The organism is Rhodococcus sp. 27YEA6 (assembly GCF_044908235.1).
GTDB classification, from domain to species: domain Bacteria; phylum Actinomycetota; class Actinomycetes; order Mycobacteriales; family Mycobacteriaceae; genus Rhodococcus_F; species Rhodococcus_F qingshengii.
Genome location: NZ_JBIYCY010000020.1, coordinates 31,763 through 48,748 on the forward strand (window position 1 = coordinate 31,763; position 16,986 = coordinate 48,748).

The window sequence follows — 16,986 nt, forward strand, 5'->3', positions numbered from 1 at the left end:
CATCGATGTCTGTCTCATCGGCGTGCTTCGCTGAGCCAACCGGTGATAACAGCGTTGTCTGCACCGAGAAGCGGTGGAGCCGAGTGACAGTTCTTCGTGACCTCCATGCCGTCCACAGAGAAGAACCGGAGTGGGGGTCCAGGAAGCGTTATCCGACCTAGGCTTTCGTGTTCGACTTCGACCATCAACCCCTGCGAACGAGTCTGTTCCCAGCGGTACACCTCGTCGATTCCACGAACACGTCCCGCCGGAATACCCGTGCGGTCCAGCTCGAGCAGCAGCTCGTCCGTGCCATACTTCGAAAAAATGCTTTCGATAAGCTGGCGGACCGCCTTACTGTTTCGAACTCGTTCGGAGTTGTCTTCCATCCCGGGGGCATCTGGGGCCAACCCGAAGCCCGAGCAGAACCGCTTCCAAAGTCCTTCACTACCAACCGCAATCTGAACTACGCCGTCAGCTGTCGGAAAGAGCCCGTAGGGGCAGATCGACGGATGGTGATTCCCTTGTGCCTTACCAGTTTCACCAGCGACGGTAAATCGAGTTCCTTGGAAGGCGTGGATACCTACTATGCCGGCCAGCAAAGAGGTTCGTACCGTCTGCCCAACGCCGGTTCGCGCTCGCTCCTGCAGTGCCGCGAGTACACCGAATGCGCCGTACATCCCTGCCAGTAGGTCGGCTATCGGAGTTCCGACCTTTTGGAAGTCGTTGGGACCCGAACCTGTCAGCGACATCAGACCCGCCTCCCCTTGTGCGATTTGGTCGTACCCCGCACGTCCGCCTTCCGGTCCGTCGTGACCGAATCCGCTGATGGACAGCACGACGAGCCGCGGATTCAGCTCCGAAAGTCGTTCGGCGGTAAGCCCCAAACGATCGAGGACGCCGGTCCGAAAATTCTCCATCAGAACGTCGGCGCGTGAGACAAGGGATTCCAGTAGTGCAAGACCCTCTTCAGATTTCAGATCGAGTACGACTGACTTCTTGTTTCGATTCGTGGACAAGAAGTATGTCGATTCTCGCTGTGCACCTGCAGGTTCCATGAAAGGTGGCCCCCAGCCGCGCGTATCGTCGCCGGTACCGGGTGTCTCGATCTTGATGACCGTCGCCCCCAGGTCGCCGAACATCATTGAAGCGTGAGGTCCCGCGAGTGCGCGCGTGAGGTCTGCAACGACTATGCCTGCCAAGGGCCCTCTTCGAACATCGGATCCGGATTGTTCCGAAGATGATTCGACCGAATCGATGTCGTCGGTCACTGAGTTGAACATGTAACTTCCTGTCGATAGTCGATGTGGCGGTCGCGCTGTCAGGCAAGCGTCCGAGCAGGTTCCGGCACACGCAACCTGTGTAGAAAACCTGCTGCCAGCTCGGTTGCCTGGTGCGTTCCAGCAACGCCGTAGACGTGAAAATCCGGTCTGACCAGAACGACATCTGCGTCCTGATCGTCGAGCCAGCGCGTGTAGGTGAGGTCGACGTCGTCGACAACGGTCACGCCCGCCGATTCGGCACCTCCGAGCGCTACGAGGTCGATCCCCAACGTCGCCAAAGCTGTTCGCGTCGCCTCCGGAACTTCTCGCAGCGCGGCCGATGTGCGTGAAATCAAAGCCCCTGGCCCATCGAACGCATCGTCGAACTTGGCAACTTCGCCATCTCCGACTCGAACCTGACCTTGTAAAGCCAGACTGCCACCGGCAGTCCCGACATGTATCCCTGGGCCGAGCCCTGGTCGTGGCGGAGCAGGAGGCTTCATTCCCGCAGTCCAGTTCGCCACCATGCGGGCATCACGTTCAGCAGCTTGCTGCGGGTCGGACATGCAGATGACTTGACCTAGTTCGGTCGAGAACTGCACAAAAGCTTGTGCGTGCCTTAGTCGTTCTGTTCCATATGTATCGAGCAGGTGGTCGTCCGCTGCCGAACGCAACACCGCATCGAGCTTCCACGACAAATTCATCACGTCACGGACACCAGCACCCAGGCCTTGTCCGGCGAACGGCGGCATAAGATGCGCGGAATCGCCGGCGAGCAACACGCGTCCTTGTCGCCATCGCGTCGCCCAGCAAGCCTGAAACGTGTACACGGAATGCCGTTCAAGGATTGCATTGTCAGGGGTCAGCCCATACGGCTCGAGCAGTTCCCATGCCGTGTCTTCGCGCTGAAGGGATTCTCGACTCTCTTCCGGCAGTCGCATGAACTCCCAGCGACGGCGGCCCGGACCACCGGGAACCATCGTGGAAGGGCGTCGGTAGTCGCAATTCTGCGCGGCAACGTTCGGAAAACTGGTTCCGCCCGAAGGTTTGACGTCCACAACCAACCAATCGTAGAAGTACCCCTCGTCGTGCCAGTCGATTTCGGCCCATTGACGAACGCGACTGTTCGCCCCGTCTGCACCGACAATCCACTGCGCATCGACGGCGACACACCTACCGCTGTCCACGGATTGGACGACTACTGTTGCCAGTGCCGAATTCTGCGTCAATGCCACCGCTTCCCACCCCCTCATCACCCGAATATTGGACAACCCGGCGACAATGGCGTCCAAGGCCTCTTCCAATGCGGGCTGACTGAAGAAATAGGTGTTGTACCAACCGGATTCACCTTTACCACTCCAGTCGACCTCCACCAGTGTCCGCCCGTCACCGTTTCGCCACACATACATGTCGTCATAAGGTTCGGTTATCTCGGGAATGGTGTCCGGCGCCAGCCCGACCGACTGCAGGATTCGCGCGAAATCGGCGCAATGGGTTACTGCTCGCGGCAGAGGGTATCCGACTTCATTTCGATCCACGACGACGACATCGTGGCCCTTCCGAGCGAGTTTGACGGCGAGAAGCTTCCCCACCGGCCCGAAACCGACGATCATCACGTCAGCAGCTATCCTCGTTGCTTCGGCGTTGACACTCTGCACAGCGAATTCCGTTCTGGTGAAATAGCTTTGATGTTGAGAACAAGGATCGGTTCGTTAATTCCTTTTGTCACGGATCAGGTCCCGGAAATCGGGACGAGCCAAAATTCTCGGTGCCGCCTGAAACGGCTGCACGACCCTGGCGGGCACCGAGACAACTGCCGTCACCACGGTGCTCGCGGCGGAGATACGTCCCGGTTTTCGGCTACGTAGAGCGACGGCAGGAAACGAGACAAAAATGTGAACTCGTCGTACGCGTGCTGCAGGAGTCCTTGAGCGAACTCCACAGTTGCTTGTGCCGCAATCTGTTCCGCGGTTTGCCCGAGTGTCTCGAGATCGTGTCCGATGAAGAAGTGACTTCGCAGGGCCATCCCCCACTCGGTATCGCGAGCGATGTGCAGCAGCCTGCCGCCGAGCACGCGCCCGTCCGGGAGACGAGGTGGATTGTGGGTGACCCCCAATCGTCCGACAACCACTCCGGACACAGCGCCGGATTCTCTTGCTCTGGAATAGGCGTCTTCGTCGAAGAACTCGGACGGATCCCGAAATTGGATGACCAGATCATCGGCCGGCTGCCCCGAGAAGTATTCGGTGACGACGTGCTCGCTGCCGATATGAGTGTCGTCCGAGAGATTACCCTGCCAACTGCTGTACGTGTGGTCAATGGGATGCCACCAGATGTATTTCTGTGTGTCGCAACGCCAGCGGACCCACCATTCGAGCATCTCGCCGGTGCAACCGTGCATATCCGTACGGACTGCGACGTGCAGCCCTCCAGATGGCAGTCGCTCGTATCCCATCTCCAATTGCAGAGGCTTCGGATCTAGTAGAGCGGTGACTTCTGACAGGTCCATTGATTCAGCTCCTCGGATCGAGTTTTTCCAACGAGCTGAAGGTATGAGCCAGATGTGCTGCGCGTCACCCCATTTGTCCCGGTTTCCGGGACTAAACGGTTACGCCCGAGAAGTCGACATCGGACGATGGCACGCATCACATCGACCGCCCGAATCGGGCTCACTGTCTGGAGAGACAACACATGCATCTCAATGCACCCGCGCGAACCGATGAACGTGGGGAGACTCGATCCCACCCCGCAGTCATCGGGTTGTGCATGGTTATCACCGTGATCGAGGGATTCAACCTGATCGTCTACGGATCTGTTATTCCGTTGCTGTTGGAAGACTCGTACCTGCGCATAACCGATCAACAAGCAGGGCTGGTCGGCGGGCTCGTCTATATCGGAGCCATCGCCGGATCAGTACTGGCCCCTCTCGCTGCCGAGCGCTCCGGTCGAAAGTGGGTTCTCATTGTTGCCATCGCACTGTTCGCTTTCGGAGCCGTGATCACCGGAGCGTCGATCAGCATCGTCATGCTCGCAGTGGGTCGATTTGTCACTGGATTCGGCGTGGGCGGCGCGCTCACCACCGCGATGACAGTCGCTCGCAACAGTGCGGCATCGTCACGGGCGTCGTTGGTCGTCACGATCACAATGGCAGGTATCCCACTCGGCGGCGTCGTCGCGTCACTGCTCGCGATTCCAGTGCTTCCTGCGCTCGGATGGCGCCCGATGTTCTTCATCGGTGCATGTACGGCTCTGGTGATCCTCGCCGCCGTCGTGATAATCGACATCCCGACCGACACTCCCCAGGAGGTGGCGGGGCGTTTATGGTCTGGTCGGCAAAAGATTGCCGCACTGTTCACCGGCCGCGGGTCCACAATCGCACTGGTTGTCGCGGTATGCGCAATCTCCAACATGGTTGCGTGGCAGGGACTCAACGTGTGGGCAGCGCAGTCGATTATTGACTTGGGGTACACGCTGAACACTGCTCTTGTGATCACCTTTACTCTGACCGGTGCCGCAGTAATCGGTTCCTTTGCCAGTGCGTGGGCGGCCGACCGCCGCGGGGCCTCAGTTGTAGCGGTAGCCACCAGCGCGTGCACGCTCGTCGGACTTCTCGGAATGGTCTATCTGCCGACATCGTTGACGGGGACCATGATTTGTGTGGCACTGATGGGCATCGGCGGCCATTCCACGATGAATCTGGTGCACACGACCACAGCCGATGTCTACCCGTTGCCTGCACGAGCAACTGCCCTTGGTTGGTCGAACGGGACATCATTCGTCGGGGCGTTCTTAGGCCCGGTAATCGGCGGTACCTCCATTGCGTCGGGTGGAGCCGTCGGATTGTTCAGTACGTTCGCGGGTGCCGCGGCAGTGTGCTTGGTCGCGGTCTGTGCACTCTGTTTTGCAGATAGGCGCATCAGACGGTAGGGATACCACTGATCACGAATCAGTTCCCGACCTCCCAGTAGGAGCCGGGAACTGATTCGCGCGATCTGCAAAAGTCATGGGAGCACACAGAAGAAGCTCTCAGGCAGTCGCATTCAGAATTGCGCTCGCGACAAACCCAGATCCACCTGACTGTTCACCACTTTGAGACCTTCGACCGCGAGTTCCTTCTTCGCTTTGAACCGCCCGGACGGAATGACGATGGCGATCGCTTGAAGCGCGCCAGTCGGTCCGATCATTGCAGTAGCCACGGCGCAGATCCCTACGTCGTGCTCCTCGATGTCGACGGAGACGTGGGAGCGACGCACCTCCGCCAGTTCCGCCAGCAGCGCCGCCCGTTCGGTGATCGTCTTATCCGTAAATCGCGGTAGAACCGGTGACAACAACGCAACTGCCTGCTCCTCCGGCAACTGAGCAAGCATGGCCTTCCCTATACAACTCGCATGCAGCGAAAAGCTCTTGCCGACCTTGGTGACGCCTCTGAGCCTTTCCGGTGAGGCAATCTGATCGACGACGACAACCTCGCGACCACTGAAGATCGCCAACTCCACGTTCTCGTTGACGGTACGAGCCAACGTCGCCAGCTGAGATCGATTGGCCGAGAGTAGCCGTAGGTGAGCATTCATCCCGAACTTGAGTAAGCCGGGGCCCAAGATGTATCCGGATCTGTCCGGAACTCGGACCACGTACAACTCACGTTCGAGAGCTTGAATAACTCGGTGCACCGTCGAACGTGGAAGTCCGGTGCGGGTTGCGAGGTCTGTCAGCGTCATCGGCCAGCGACTCTCGGCGATCGAATCCAGAATCACCGTGGCCCTGCCTATGTTCGCCACGACTAACTCCTCGTCCAGGTCCTGGTTACCGCAAGTTCGATGATGCTCCAGTCTCGTTCGTCGACAACCATCGTGTATTCACCGAGGGTGTGCACCGAGGGATCGGGTTCGAACACCCACCGAGTGTAGTGCGCGTGAGCTTTCCACACTCGGGGGCCAGACCCGGCGAGCACCACGAGGTTGCTGACGTCATGGCGATGTGCGACAGGTGATTTCCACAATTCTGCGAAGAACTTCTCCGCATCGTCCGGATGATCGAAACCCGTCCCGGGGAAGCTAACCCGGGCAGAAGCCAGGAGCCCCACAGCACCGTCGACGTCTTTGCGGTCCGCAAAGTCGACGTACGTGTGAAGTAGGTTCGAAATCCAGTGTCTGGCCGAGACGACTCCCTGGAGCTGACTGCAGGTCACGATTCCGTCTGCTCTTGCCACTGTCGAACGTAGGAACGTCCGTAATCGTTGCCATGCGGAGTGCGCATCACCGTGTGAATATGGAAGGGCTGAGGAGTGTCGTAGTCGAGGAAGACACCGCAGTGGTGATCCAGTTCAGCTATCAAGACCGGGGATTGGATGCGGTAGTAGAAGACGTCTCCAGGGCGGTGCCCGCCGATCCAGCAGAACCATGTCCGGTCCAGGTGCTCTTCGATCTCGCGCAGACGAGCAGTCCGAGGTCCCGCGGGCAACAATGCCACGAACTGTTCGGCGATCGCGAGCACTAGTTGTCTGGCACGCGTGTCCATCTGATCGACGGGAATGCCTTCGAAGGGAATCACTCGGTTGTCCTGAAACGCTCCGGCGAGGTGCCGCTCATCCCCGGGGTGTACTCGCCCGGGAGGCATGGCCGGATCGTTCATCAGCCCGTATACAGTGGCCTCACGCCGCTGGTCGTCAGTGAGTGCGGCCATCAGTTCTATACCGAGTTCGATTCGACCAGTGAATGATTCGATGCCGGCGTGGGGACCATCGTCTATCTCGTTGGGTTCCGCGCCGAGAAAGACCGGACTCACAACCATCCGCCCGCCGATGATCAGACAGTTGACCGCGCAGTGGTGACCGTACAATTGCCATCCCCACGGCGAGACGACACTCGGTTCACCGTACAGAGCGACGTTGTAACTGAATTCGTTGAGTATCGTCTCCAATCCGACAACCTCGCCGAGAAAACCATTGATCAACATCATGTTTCGGACGATTCGGAAACCTTCGGGGCTCAGCGAGGCCTCGACCAATCGCAAAGCCAACTGTCGAACACGTTGCGATTGGAACTCGAGTCGTACTCCGGTGTCGAACTGCATGAACTCGGGGTTCGCCCACGTCTGCCACTCGACAGCATCGATCGGATAACTGATCCTGGAGCGATCGGCGTCACTCAACTCCGCAAGTAGATCTCTCGCAGCATCCACCATTTCATCCACCGGAGCCTCTTCACCGTGCGTGACGGCTGTCAAAGGGTAAAGCCCGTCCGTGATCGTGCCGTTTTCGGTGACTCCTCGAAATTCGTTGAGATATAGCGGCTTCCATCCCTCAACGAGATCACCGGTAAAGGTCCCAGGCCGCCTTGACACATCGCGATAGGCGTAGGGATCCAAACCTCGAACACTCGATAGTCGGCGATGGTCGTGAGGAAACAGATGTGAGCGGAACTCACCGGACATGAATCGTCCTTTCAGACTGGAGTGTTGTGCCGTACGACGGCCGCACGTACTGCAGCCACATCGCCGGCGGAGATTGCGTCGACAAGTTCGACGTGGATGTGAAACCTCTCGGTGCGGTAGCCCGCTGCGTCACGCTCGTTGTCGAACTCGGTGGCCGTGCCGTGCAGCGGGCCCAGAGTGCCGATATAGACCGATCGCGCAAGGTCATTGGGAACGATCGTCGCGATTCGCTCGTGCAAGGCCCAGTTCGCTCGGAGGAAGGTGTCCCAGTCGGGGGCGGATTCCATCCGCTTCAGGTGTGCCCCCAAGTCGGCGATGTCGGCCCGGCTTCGATGCCGAGCCGCAGCAGTGTCGATCAAGATTTCGAGGTGATCACGCAACTCGATGGCATCCGCGACGACCGAGGCCCCCTCGCTGACACTCAGCAACGTATGGCGCAAGCGAACCGCCGGGCTTTTCTCTGCGACAAATAAGCCGCCACCTCGCCCCTGGCGGATCTCCAGCACTCCCCGATCACGAAGCAGTCGAACCGCTTCGCTGACAGTCGAATATGCAAATCCGGTCTCGCCGCGAAGCGATTCCAGCGTGCCGATTGGCGCACCGGGCTCCAGGTTCTGCTCCCGAATCCGGCTGTCGATCGCCGCCGCCAACTGCTCGGCTCGGGTCCCCCTCCCCACCGCTTTGGACAGCACAGAAATCGGGTCACTCGGCGCAACAGAAATCCGGGGCATGCGTCCGCCTTGTCCATCTGGGGTGTCGTGAGGCATAGTCCTATGAAACCATAAACCTCCGAAGGTTTATAGGTTTAATTCGAACCTGAAAGGCAACTGATGAAAATCGTTGGGATTCAGCAACCCGATCGTGGAGTTCAGGTGGCTCGACTGTCCGAGGACGGCTCCCACGTGAGTGTCGTGTGCACTCTCGAAGAGTTCTGGTCGGATCCCGCCGGCAAGCTCGCGACGACTCCGACCGGGCCACACCTGCCGGTAGCCGACATCGAGTTCGTTCCACCGGTCCTGCCGGGCGCGAGGGTGGTCTGCATCGGACTGAACTATCTTGCCCACGTCGCAGAGGGGAGCTACCGCGCAGATCCTCTACCCGCCTATCCGACTCTGTTCGCCCGGTGGCCCAACTCCCTCACTGTCGGCGACACCGATGTCCCCGTTCCAGCCAACGAGCAGGGTCTCGACTGGGAAGGAGAGGTGGTCGCCTGGGTTGGGCAAAAGCTTGCCGACGCCACTCCCGACCAGGCCCTTGCAGCTGTCGTCGGATACTCGACGTTCAACGATCTCACCTGCAGGCGAGCACAGAAACTCACCTCGCAGTGGATACTCGGAAAGAACGGTGACCGATCCGGCCCACTAGGACCGATGGTTCCTGCGAGCGAAGTCGGCGACCTGCGCGACGGCCTGCGAATACAAACCCGCGTCAACGGCGAAATCGTTCAGGACGCCCGCACCGACGAAATGGTCTATACAGTCGGCGACACCCTCTCTCACATCTCTCAGACCTTCACACTGCACCCCGGCGATCTCCTCGCTACGGGCACACCGTCGGGAGTCGGCTACGCACGCTCACCCCAATGGCTACTACAACCAGGCGATCAGGTCGAGGTCGAGGTCGAAAAGCTTGGTATTCTTCGAAATACATTGGTATCCAGGGATACTCGATTCGAAGGCTGAGCAAGAACGAGGCACCATGTCACGAGAGCCATCAGTCCGAGATGGGCGATCCCCCAGATCGCCCTCGACAGACGCCAGAGTGCCAACCTTCGCCGACCTCACGGGTGACTGTCAATACTTTTCTGATTGCATTCAGAGAAGACAACTTTCGCAGTCGCCGCAGCGCCCGATGCAGGTCGAGCGACACCTCGTCTGTCGTACGGGCAAGCGACGTTGCGGTCGCCTTTGTATCGAGCCCGACGATCAGCCGCAACACCAGGACATCGCGTTCGACAATCGGGAGCGTTGTCGGAGGCGGGAGCGATCCACCGCTGAACCCGTCGGATGCCGCCCGAGCAATCGCGATGCTTGTACTCGCGTACAGCACGCGTAGAAAAGGCTGATACGTCTCCGATCCGTCGCACACTGCCGTGAGAACGGCGACGCACGCGGCATCCGCGGCGGAATCGGAAACGGCCTGATCAAGCTCGGCGCGGCACCGCAGCACAACCATCGGACGAAACGCCGCATACAAACTGGCCATGGACTCACGGCTACCGCTCCGCGCCGCGGCGGCCAATACATCCAGCGAGCCTTCCTGCAACATGGGCTCACATCTCTCTTTCTCGACGGGACATTCGTTGTGCGGTCCGAGAGATCAACTGGAACCGAACGGTCCCACGAAGTGGTTCCGGCGGATGGTCATGCCACGATCAATCCCCTGCCCGAAGGATTCTCGAGGCTCTCTCTCAGCCCTGAGGCACACCCCAGTGAAGTCCTGCATCCTTGCCGCTCACTGGCACTGACCTGGCAAATTCCTGGCAGGATGCTGATTCAAACCGAACGCCTTGCACTGCAGAACTTTTCGATCCGGTCAGCGTGTATTTGCTGCTCCAAGTCCGACCGTTCCGTTCCAGGCGACGAGGGGTCACACGGGCGTAGGGTCGAGAGAGTTCGGCTCAGTCGTCAAGAGCGGAAGGACACCCAGACAATGCGGAGCGATGGAGATACGTGGGACATCGTCAGTAGCGTCGGACTTACCGCGCTGGCAGTGGCAACGTTCCGAGCACTGGAGAGCACCCGTCCGGACGCGATCATCGAAGACAAGTTCGCATCGTGGTTCGTAGAAGCTGCAGCCGAGCCGCATTTCACAGCTCTTCTGAAAGATCCCACGCTCCTCGAGGACACCCCCTTCGGCGGTTTCATGGGGTTGCGAACCAGGTTCTTCGACGAATTCTTCTCGTCGTCAACCGAATCCGGAGTAAGGCAGGCGGTAATCGTTGCAGCAGGGTTGGATTCGCGTGCGTACCGGCTGGATTGGAGCTCAGGATCGACGGTATTCGAAGTGGATCAGCCAAAGGTGCTGGAGTTCAAAGCCGAAGTGCTCGCTGCGCACGACGCCCAGCCGAAGACCGATAGACGCACTGTGCCTACTGATCTGCGAAACGACTGGCCGGCCGCACTCGAGGAGGCTGGTTTCGACCCGAACGAACCCACAGCCTGGTCGGCGGAAGGCCTGCTCGCCTATCTCCCCGGCCCGGCCCACGACGCCCTGTTCGAGCGGATCGACGAACTCTCGGCCACCGGTAGTCGCTTGGCGGTGAACGACTTTCCGGCCGGAACCGACCCGAGCAAGCTTGCGGCCATCAGATCCAAGTACTTCGCCAAGGACCCGTTCGGAGACCTGGACATTTCGCAACTGTTCTACAGCGACAAGCGATCCGATCCGGGCCAGTGGTTGGCTGAACACAATTGGACTGTCCGACGCTTCAGCTCGGTCGAGTTGGCAGAACTGTACGATCGTCGGATCCCCGAACTCCCCGAAGAAATCGCAGCGCTGTCAACGCAACCGTCCTTTTTGGCCGCGACCAAGAACTAGCTCTCGCAGTCATCACGAAAGTTCTTCGAGTGCAGCCTTTCTCCCATTTGTCCAGCGGCAAGGCGCGTGTCACCACTACAAGTGGTTGACGGTACTCCAGGATGAAGCGATTCAGTACCTCAGGCTGAGTATGTCTACACCTTAGACGGACGCGCGCCGAAGAAGATGCTGATGAAATAAGTCCATGAATCTCGAACACACACGCAGGAAAGGCCGCCCGCTCGCGCTGGTAGCACTTGCCTCCGCAGCGGTATTCGCCCTCGCCGCATGTACTTCCGGGACTGATTCCGCACAAACCTCTGAAAACAGCACAAAGACCTCCCCCACCGCGGCACCCGCTACGGTCACGATCCCTGACAGCTCCGTCGGCAAGCAGATCACCTGGCTTCTCAGTGCGTTCAACACGAGCACGCCGTTGACCCAGGAAGAAATCGCCGAACACTTCGGGCCCACTGCACCCGTAATCCTGACACCTCCGGACTTCGACTCCATCCGAGCCGGACAGCCTTGGACAACAGTGAACTACAGGGGAGGCGACTCCGACGGCACAGTTTCCATCACCAGCACCACCGGCGGTGCGTTCGACGTCAACGTCGTCGTCGACGTCGACGGCAACGGCAACGGGCTGATCCTCGGAATGGCGATCACACCGACCAAGGACGTTCATGTGCCGGCCGCATCTTGGCAAGAACTCGAGGCAGCTGTCAAAGCGCTTCCCGCGCCGACCAATCTGACCGTCACCGAGGTCACCGAAGGAAAGAACGCCGAAGTCTTCAATGTCGGCGACACCTCACCACAGCCCACAGGGTCAACGATCAAGCTGTACGTTCTCGGCGCGGTCGCGAGGGCCGTCCAGAACGGGACACTCTCCTGGGATCAGAAGCTCACCATCACCGACGACCTCAAATCGATGCCCGGCGGGACCATGCAGGACCTGCCATCGGGAACTGAAGTCACGGTCCGAGATACCGCCGGCAAGATGATCTCGATCAGCGACAACACCGCCACCGACATGCTGATCGCCGCTGTCGGGCGCGAGCAGGTAGAAGCCGAATTCGCCCCGATGGGCATGGCAAATCCTTCGCTCAACATCCCGCTCAAGCCGACCCGCGCACTGTTCCAACTCGGCTGGGGTGACCAAGGCGCACAACGTATCGCTTGGCGCGACGGAACTCCGGACGAGCGTCGAGCGATACTCGCGGCACTACCTGACGGCCTGGTGGACATCCCGGCGTCTGCATTCACCACCCCCGCATGGCCTTTCGACATCGATTGGTTCGCCTCGCCCGCCGACCTGCGTGCCGCGTTGGTCACGTTGCAAGAGAAGGCGAAGACCGAGAGCGGCGCACCGGTTCGAGACATTCTCGCCGAGGATCCGGCGCTCAGTGACGAGTCCGCGAAATGGTTCACTTACGGCGGATTCAAGGGCGGCAGTTCCATCGGGGTCCTCGCGGGTGCCTATTACGTGGAACAAGACGATCGTGCCTGGGTTGTCACCATGCAAACTCATGGTGACGACGCTGCACTGGTTGCCGACCCGGCTCTGTACTTCGATCCGGTCGACGACGCGATGCTCTTGATCCAGACGGATGCAACCAGTTAGTGCCCAGTGGCGGGCCGAAACCACGCACGCCGATTCATTGCCTTCGCCGATGAAGGCGCCGGATACAGAGAAGCCGCTGCACATCCAGTGTCATCCGGATGCACAGCGGCTTCGCTAAGTCTTAGCCCGTGGGGGTCTCGGTCTCGTCCGACGAGAATCCGTCGAAGAATGCGATGACCTTCTGAAGAAGTGCCGCGATGTCGAAATCTTCCAAGCTACCCATTGCGTTCGTCCTTTCGTTTAACACTGAGGATGAAACGTGCATCTTGCAATTTCCAATGTAAAGCATGAAAAGCATTATTTCTCGACCGCGCGACACTTCGGTCGCAAATACGCCACTCAGCAAGATATGGGCAAATCACCGGAAATAACAGCTCCCACCCGCAATATTTCAGTCTTCTGCAACCCGCTGAATTCCCCAATTAGCAAGTGGGTAAATCTTGAGAAAAATTTCCCGGCGCGTCGATCACGAAAGATATTCCTGGTGAAACTCTCAATCCAAGAACACAAAGACAGAGGAAGCTCCGACACAGCTGACACGCAGTTTTGCCCGCCTTCAAGAGTCGTCATCCACGCACATAGTGGACATTCGTCTGCGATAACGAACCGGTACCAACACAATCCCAGGCACTTTCTCCCATCTTCTGACTTTTACCCATGACCACTGAAGATTTGCGCTGGTGAAACGCAATACCAGTTCGAAAGTTCCACAACTTCTCCGGATGCTGTGCACGCGATTAACTGATCAAATATCTGTTGACTCACCGAACCCACACACTCCGCCAGAACGCCACATCCGAATGCTGGACGTTAGTTTAGATGGGTTCGCATTCTCGGAATCTGCTCGATAACGGCGGCCCCACGGATAAAGCCGAGACTGCACCACCGCAGGCCGCCAGGTCATGATCCGCGACTCGGCGAAGGGCGTGCGGACAAGTCCACACGAGGGTGAAATAGGGGGTGAGACATGCCTTGGGGTCTCGTTTTACCGAGTCCGACACAGTACGTTTTCCCAGGCACGCCAGTCCCCAGATTCATACGGTGTGCAAGGACTCGTTGACGCTTCCGAGATGTTGGCAAGGCCGACCACAGGCCCCGTTCTCCCGACGAGAACGGGGCTTCCTCGGGTCGGTTTCCGCCTTCGACCGACCGGGTAGACGCGAGCATGGGCGCCACCTGCTCGACCGAATCCACCGCTGGCCGCCACGAATCGACGACCCCGACTGTCGGCGTCGAAGAAGAATTCATCCTCGTCGACCCGACCTCCTGGTTGCCGTCCACCGACAATGTTGCGGTTGCGGAAACCGCGTCGACACTGGGGTTGGATCTTCAGCTCGAGTTGTCCCGCTGCCAAGTCGAGACCAACTCTCCCGTGTGCCATGGCATCGACGAACTCCGAACCCACTTGATCGACATGCGTCGGCTCGCGGCAAAAGCTGCCGAGTTGAACGGCTGCAGGCTGTTGGCCGTCGGCGCACCGCTTTCGGGGCCTTCGCGTTTCGAGATCAGCGACTCGCCTCGCTACCGCCGGATGGGCGAACGCTTCGGCGCCCTCGCTGCCGAACAAAGCATCTGCGGTTGCCACATCCATGTGGGCGTCGCTGATCAAGTACAGGCCGTGCAGGTCTGCAATCACGTGCGCATCTGGTTGCCCGCCTTGTTGGCACTGAGCGCCAATTCCCGTGTCCACCAAGGAGTCGACACCGACTTCGCGAGTTGGCGGGCGATCCAATGGTCCAGGTGGCCAGTCGCCGGGCCGCCGCCGTACTTCGAGACCACCGGGGACTTCGACACCGCGGTTGCGAAGATGGTGGATTGCGGCGTGATGCTCGACAAGCGGATGGCCTACTGGGATATCCGACCTTCCTGCCACCTACCGACCGTCGAGATCCGAGTCTGCGACGTTCAACCGACAGCAGAGGATGCAGCGCTACTTGCAACCCTTGGACGGGCTCTGGTGGCAACTGCGTTACGCGCGATAGACCGGGGCATCGAGGCTCCGAACATTTCCCTCGAGAGCCTCCGCCTCGCAACCTGGGTGTCCGCGAAGGAAGGCGTCCTGGGAGCGTCGATCGATCCGATTACCTCACAAAGAATTTCAGCCACGGAACTGTTGCACCGGCTCCTGATCCATGTCCGTGACTCCCTCGACGAGGGAGGCGAGTACGCGAGCGTGGAGTCGGCGCTGCAGCTCAAGTCAGTCACAGGCAACGGCAGCGACTGGCAACAGCGAACGCTGCGCCAGGTCTGCCTTCGGGAACTGATTGCGCGTGCCGTTCAGCGCACCGTACCGACCGCGCCGACTGGCACGGATACGCACGACGAGCCGACAACGGATCAGTAGTAATGCCGCCGACCACCGATGGCGTGCCCGGCCGCGCCCAGCGCGTACAGGATGATTCCGATCACCAGCAAGACGACACCAATCGTCCACAGGATCGGAATGTTCACCACGAAACCGATTATCAGCAGGATCACGCCGAGGATGATCATCACAAGCTCCTTCAGTGCGTTCACTCGGGCGGATACGCCCGCCTCGAGCCGCATACACCGTGGATACCCGTCGGCAGAGCGTTTCATACCCACTCTGACCGGGTATTTCGCTGGGCACCATAATATTTGAAGAATCGAGCCCGCCATGATGAGAATTGTGACTCTGATCGTTCTGATCTGGCTGATAGTCGGGGCCGTCGCGGCCGGCCAACGCGGCTACTACAGCAGTTCGCCGACCAACTGCGCCGGCGTCGGGACCATCGCGCTCACGGTCATCGCGGGTCCGCTGAACTACTTCGGCGTCAACCCCAAAGTCACCGATTGCACGCTCCCCCAGCCCACCGAGTGAGCTGCGGGAAATCCACGCTAAACCGACTAGTCGTTACCCTGGAGGTGAGTCGACACACATCGAAGTGAGGGGCCACCATGACCACTGCACCAGATCGCACCCGAATCGAGTTCCCGGACATCAGCTCGCGTGCGTGGGAACACCCAGCCGATCGGGCTGCATTGGTGACGCTCCGGACGCTTCGGGGGTTCGACACTGTCCTGCGGACGCTGTCCGGACTGCTCCAAGAACGTCAGCACCGCCTCATGTACCTGGCCACGTCGGTGCGAGTCGACGAACGCCAGTTCAGCGACCTGAACGACCTGCGCCGTGACTGCGTCGACATCCTGCAGGCCGACGAGACACCCGAGCTGTTCGTACTCCAGACCCCGATGGTCAACGCCTTCACCATCGGCATGGACAAGCCGTTCATGGTGGTCACTACCGGCCTATTGGACGTGATGAACTACGAGGAACAGCGGTTCATCATCGGCCACGAACTTGGCCACGCGCTGTCCGGTCATGCTGTGTATCGGACCATCCTGATGCATTTGATGCGACTGGCCGGAACCATCGGATGGCTGCCCGTCGGCGGATGGGCATTGCGCGCGATCATCGCCGCCCTCATGGAATGGCAGCGCAAGTCAGAACTGTCCGGTGATCGTGCCGGACTGTTGTGCGGGCAGGACGTACACACCGCGATTCGCGTCCAGATGAAATTGGCGGGCGGCTCCCGAGTCAGTGAAATCGACATCGACGCGTTTCTTGCCCAGGCCGCCGAGTACGACGCCAGCGGCGACCTCCGCGACGGTGTACTCAAGCTCCTCAACATCGAACTGCTCTCTCACCCGTTCTCGGTGCTCCGCGCCGCCGAGCTCAAGAAGTGGGTGGACAGCGGAGACTACGCCGCGATTCTGCGCGGAAACTACCCCCGTCGCGGCGATGACGACGGAGCGAAGATCAGCGACGAGTTCAAGAATGCGGCCAAGACCTACAAGCAGAACTTCGACGAGTCGGAGGACCCTTTGATCCGCATGGTGCGCGACATCGGTAGCGGATTGGGCGGTGCGGTGGGCGCCGTGGGGAATGGCGTCGGCGATGTAGCGTCGGACATCAAGGAACGATTCACCCACTGGCGCAAGAGTTCCGACAGGTCGAAGGGCACTGACGACGCCGAGTAAGCAGAATCGGGACCTGCCGCCGAAGGCAGTCGGCGGCAGGTCCCGGGCTCTTGGCGTGAAGGTGATGCAGGCTTCCCTCTGCACCACCCTCACGTTCACAGACAGTACCAGCAGTCGAACAAACGTGCGAACTGAAAGCGGTCGTGTCGAATCACCGGTTGTCGGGTA

General features: G+C 59.6%; 16 protein-coding genes. 7 read left to right on the forward strand and 9 right to left on the reverse strand.

What is annotated here, in order from left to right:
- Window positions 1-14: 14 nt before the first annotated feature.
- The 3 genes from ABH939_RS29795 to ABH939_RS29805 all read right to left on the reverse strand — a co-directional run bounded on the left by ABH939_RS29795 (window position 15) and on the right by ABH939_RS29805 (window position 3,750).
- Complete coding sequence (locus ABH939_RS29795; protein WP_007734649.1) at window positions 15-1,262, reverse strand: CaiB/BaiF CoA-transferase family protein; 1,248 nt, start codon at window positions 1,260-1,262, stop codon at window positions 15-17.
- Window positions 1,263-1,300: 38 nt separating this feature from the next.
- On the reverse strand, window positions 1,301-2,899 hold the full coding sequence (locus ABH939_RS29800; protein ID WP_042920183.1) for a bifunctional 3-(3-hydroxy-phenyl)propionate/3-hydroxycinnamic acid hydroxylase: 1,599 nt from the start codon (window positions 2,897-2,899) through the stop codon (window positions 1,301-1,303).
- 161 nt (window positions 2,900-3,060) lie between these two features.
- A complete protein-coding gene (locus ABH939_RS29805) occupies window positions 3,061-3,750 on the reverse strand; it encodes a DAPG hydrolase family protein (protein ID WP_007734646.1) in 690 nt (229 codons plus the stop codon).
- A 257-nt stretch (window positions 3,751-4,007) separates the two neighbouring features.
- On the opposite strand from ABH939_RS29805, the gene ABH939_RS29810 reads away from it, so the two are divergent.
- Window positions 4,008-5,168, forward strand: a complete 1,161-nt coding sequence (locus tag ABH939_RS29810) for an MFS transporter (protein ID WP_052417058.1) — start codon at window positions 4,008-4,010, stop codon at window positions 5,166-5,168.
- Window positions 5,169-5,281: 113 nt separating this feature from the next.
- Here ABH939_RS29810 and ABH939_RS29815 read toward each other — a convergent pair whose 3' ends face one another.
- The 4 genes from ABH939_RS29815 to ABH939_RS29830 form a co-directional block, all read right to left on the reverse strand.
- Window positions 5,282-6,019, reverse strand: coding sequence for an IclR family transcriptional regulator (locus ABH939_RS29815; protein ID WP_042452480.1), 738 nt, complete (start codon window positions 6,017-6,019; stop codon window positions 5,282-5,284).
- A gap of 2 nt (window positions 6,020-6,021) precedes the next feature.
- On the reverse strand, window positions 6,022-6,429 hold the full coding sequence (locus ABH939_RS29820; protein ID WP_042452483.1) for a nuclear transport factor 2 family protein: 408 nt from the start codon (window positions 6,427-6,429) through the stop codon (window positions 6,022-6,024).
- Window positions 6,426-7,433, reverse strand: coding sequence for a DUF3500 domain-containing protein (locus ABH939_RS29825; protein ID WP_268959881.1), 1,008 nt, complete (start codon window positions 7,431-7,433; stop codon window positions 6,426-6,428). Before ABH939_RS29825 ends, ABH939_RS29820 begins: the two co-directional genes overlap by 4 nt.
- A gap of 251 nt (window positions 7,434-7,684) precedes the next feature.
- Window positions 7,685-8,404, reverse strand: coding sequence for a FadR/GntR family transcriptional regulator (locus ABH939_RS29830; RefSeq protein WP_047269287.1), 720 nt, complete (start codon window positions 8,402-8,404; stop codon window positions 7,685-7,687).
- Between the two features lie 141 nt (window positions 8,405-8,545).
- On the opposite strand from ABH939_RS29830, the gene ABH939_RS29835 reads away from it, so the two are divergent.
- Entirely contained in the window at window positions 8,546-9,355 is an 810-nt protein-coding gene (locus ABH939_RS29835; protein ID WP_404650596.1) for a fumarylacetoacetate hydrolase family protein, read from the forward strand.
- 31 nt (window positions 9,356-9,386) lie between these two features.
- On the opposite strand, the gene ABH939_RS29840 is transcribed toward ABH939_RS29835, so the two are convergent.
- Complete coding sequence (locus tag ABH939_RS29840; RefSeq protein WP_404650597.1) at window positions 9,387-9,941, reverse strand: RNA polymerase subunit sigma; 555 nt, start codon at window positions 9,939-9,941, stop codon at window positions 9,387-9,389.
- Between the two features lie 384 nt (window positions 9,942-10,325).
- Between ABH939_RS29840 and ABH939_RS29845 the strand changes: the two genes are divergently transcribed.
- The 3 genes from ABH939_RS29845 to ABH939_RS29855 all read left to right on the forward strand — a co-directional run bounded on the left by ABH939_RS29845 (window position 10,326) and on the right by ABH939_RS29855 (window position 15,160).
- The gene (locus tag ABH939_RS29845; protein WP_047269285.1) at window positions 10,326-11,213 is read left to right on the forward strand and encodes a class I SAM-dependent methyltransferase; all 888 of its coding nucleotides are present in this window, start codon (window positions 10,326-10,328) and stop codon (window positions 11,211-11,213) included.
- A 184-nt stretch (window positions 11,214-11,397) separates the two neighbouring features.
- Window positions 11,398-12,816: a serine hydrolase gene (locus ABH939_RS29850; RefSeq protein ID WP_404650598.1), complete on the forward strand. Its 1,419-nt coding sequence runs from the start codon at window positions 11,398-11,400 to the stop codon at window positions 12,814-12,816.
- A gap of 1,165 nt (window positions 12,817-13,981) precedes the next feature.
- Window positions 13,982-15,160 (forward strand): glutamate--cysteine ligase, encoded by a 1,179-nt coding sequence (locus tag ABH939_RS29855; protein WP_064688501.1) that lies wholly within the window; start codon window positions 13,982-13,984, stop codon window positions 15,158-15,160.
- Here ABH939_RS29855 and ABH939_RS29860 read toward each other — a convergent pair.
- Window positions 15,154-15,309: a DUF6131 family protein gene (locus ABH939_RS29860; protein WP_003945912.1), complete on the reverse strand. Its 156-nt coding sequence runs from the start codon at window positions 15,307-15,309 to the stop codon at window positions 15,154-15,156. The two genes, ABH939_RS29855 and ABH939_RS29860, sit on opposite strands and share 7 nt — an antisense overlap.
- Window positions 15,310-15,454: 145 nt before the next feature.
- Here ABH939_RS29860 and ABH939_RS29865 point away from each other — a divergent pair, with 145 nt between their 5' ends.
- A complete protein-coding gene (locus tag ABH939_RS29865; RefSeq protein ID WP_003945456.1) occupies window positions 15,455-15,658 on the forward strand; it encodes a hypothetical protein in 204 nt (67 codons plus the stop codon).
- Window positions 15,659-15,735: 77 nt separating this feature from the next.
- Window positions 15,736-16,818: a M48 family metallopeptidase gene (locus ABH939_RS29870; protein WP_042452503.1), complete on the forward strand. Its 1,083-nt coding sequence runs from the start codon at window positions 15,736-15,738 to the stop codon at window positions 16,816-16,818.
- The last annotated feature ends 168 nt before the right edge of the window (window positions 16,819-16,986 follow it).

What these genes read in the sequence shown, in the direction of transcription:
- ABH939_RS29830 (WP_047269287.1), bottom strand. Translation starts at nt 8,404, where the DNA reads ATGCCCCGGATTTCTGTTGCGCCGAGTGACCCGATTTCTGTGCTGTCC.
- ABH939_RS29865 (WP_003945456.1), top strand. Translation starts at nt 15,455, where the DNA reads ATGATGAGAATTGTGACTCTGATCGTTCTGATCTGGCTGATAGTCGGG.
- ABH939_RS29840 (WP_404650597.1), bottom strand. Translation starts at nt 9,941, where the DNA reads ATGTTGCAGGAAGGCTCGCTGGATGTATTGGCCGCCGCGGCGCGGAGC.
- ABH939_RS29850 (WP_404650598.1), top strand. Translation starts at nt 11,398, where the DNA reads ATGAATCTCGAACACACACGCAGGAAAGGCCGCCCGCTCGCGCTGGTA.
- ABH939_RS29810 (WP_052417058.1), top strand. Translation starts at nt 4,008, where the DNA reads ATGGTTATCACCGTGATCGAGGGATTCAACCTGATCGTCTACGGATCT.
- ABH939_RS29805 (WP_007734646.1), bottom strand. Translation starts at nt 3,750, where the DNA reads ATGGACCTGTCAGAAGTCACCGCTCTACTAGATCCGAAGCCTCTGCAA.
- ABH939_RS29855 (WP_064688501.1), top strand. Translation starts at nt 13,982, where the DNA reads ATGGGCGCCACCTGCTCGACCGAATCCACCGCTGGCCGCCACGAATCG.
- ABH939_RS29795 (WP_007734649.1), bottom strand. Translation starts at nt 1,262, where the DNA reads ATGTTCAACTCAGTGACCGACGACATCGATTCGGTCGAATCATCTTCG.
- ABH939_RS29870 (WP_042452503.1), top strand. Translation starts at nt 15,736, where the DNA reads ATGACCACTGCACCAGATCGCACCCGAATCGAGTTCCCGGACATCAGC.
- ABH939_RS29860 (WP_003945912.1), bottom strand. Translation starts at nt 15,309, where the DNA reads ATGATCATCCTCGGCGTGATCCTGCTGATAATCGGTTTCGTGGTGAAC.
- ABH939_RS29845 (WP_047269285.1), top strand. Translation starts at nt 10,326, where the DNA reads ATGCGGAGCGATGGAGATACGTGGGACATCGTCAGTAGCGTCGGACTT.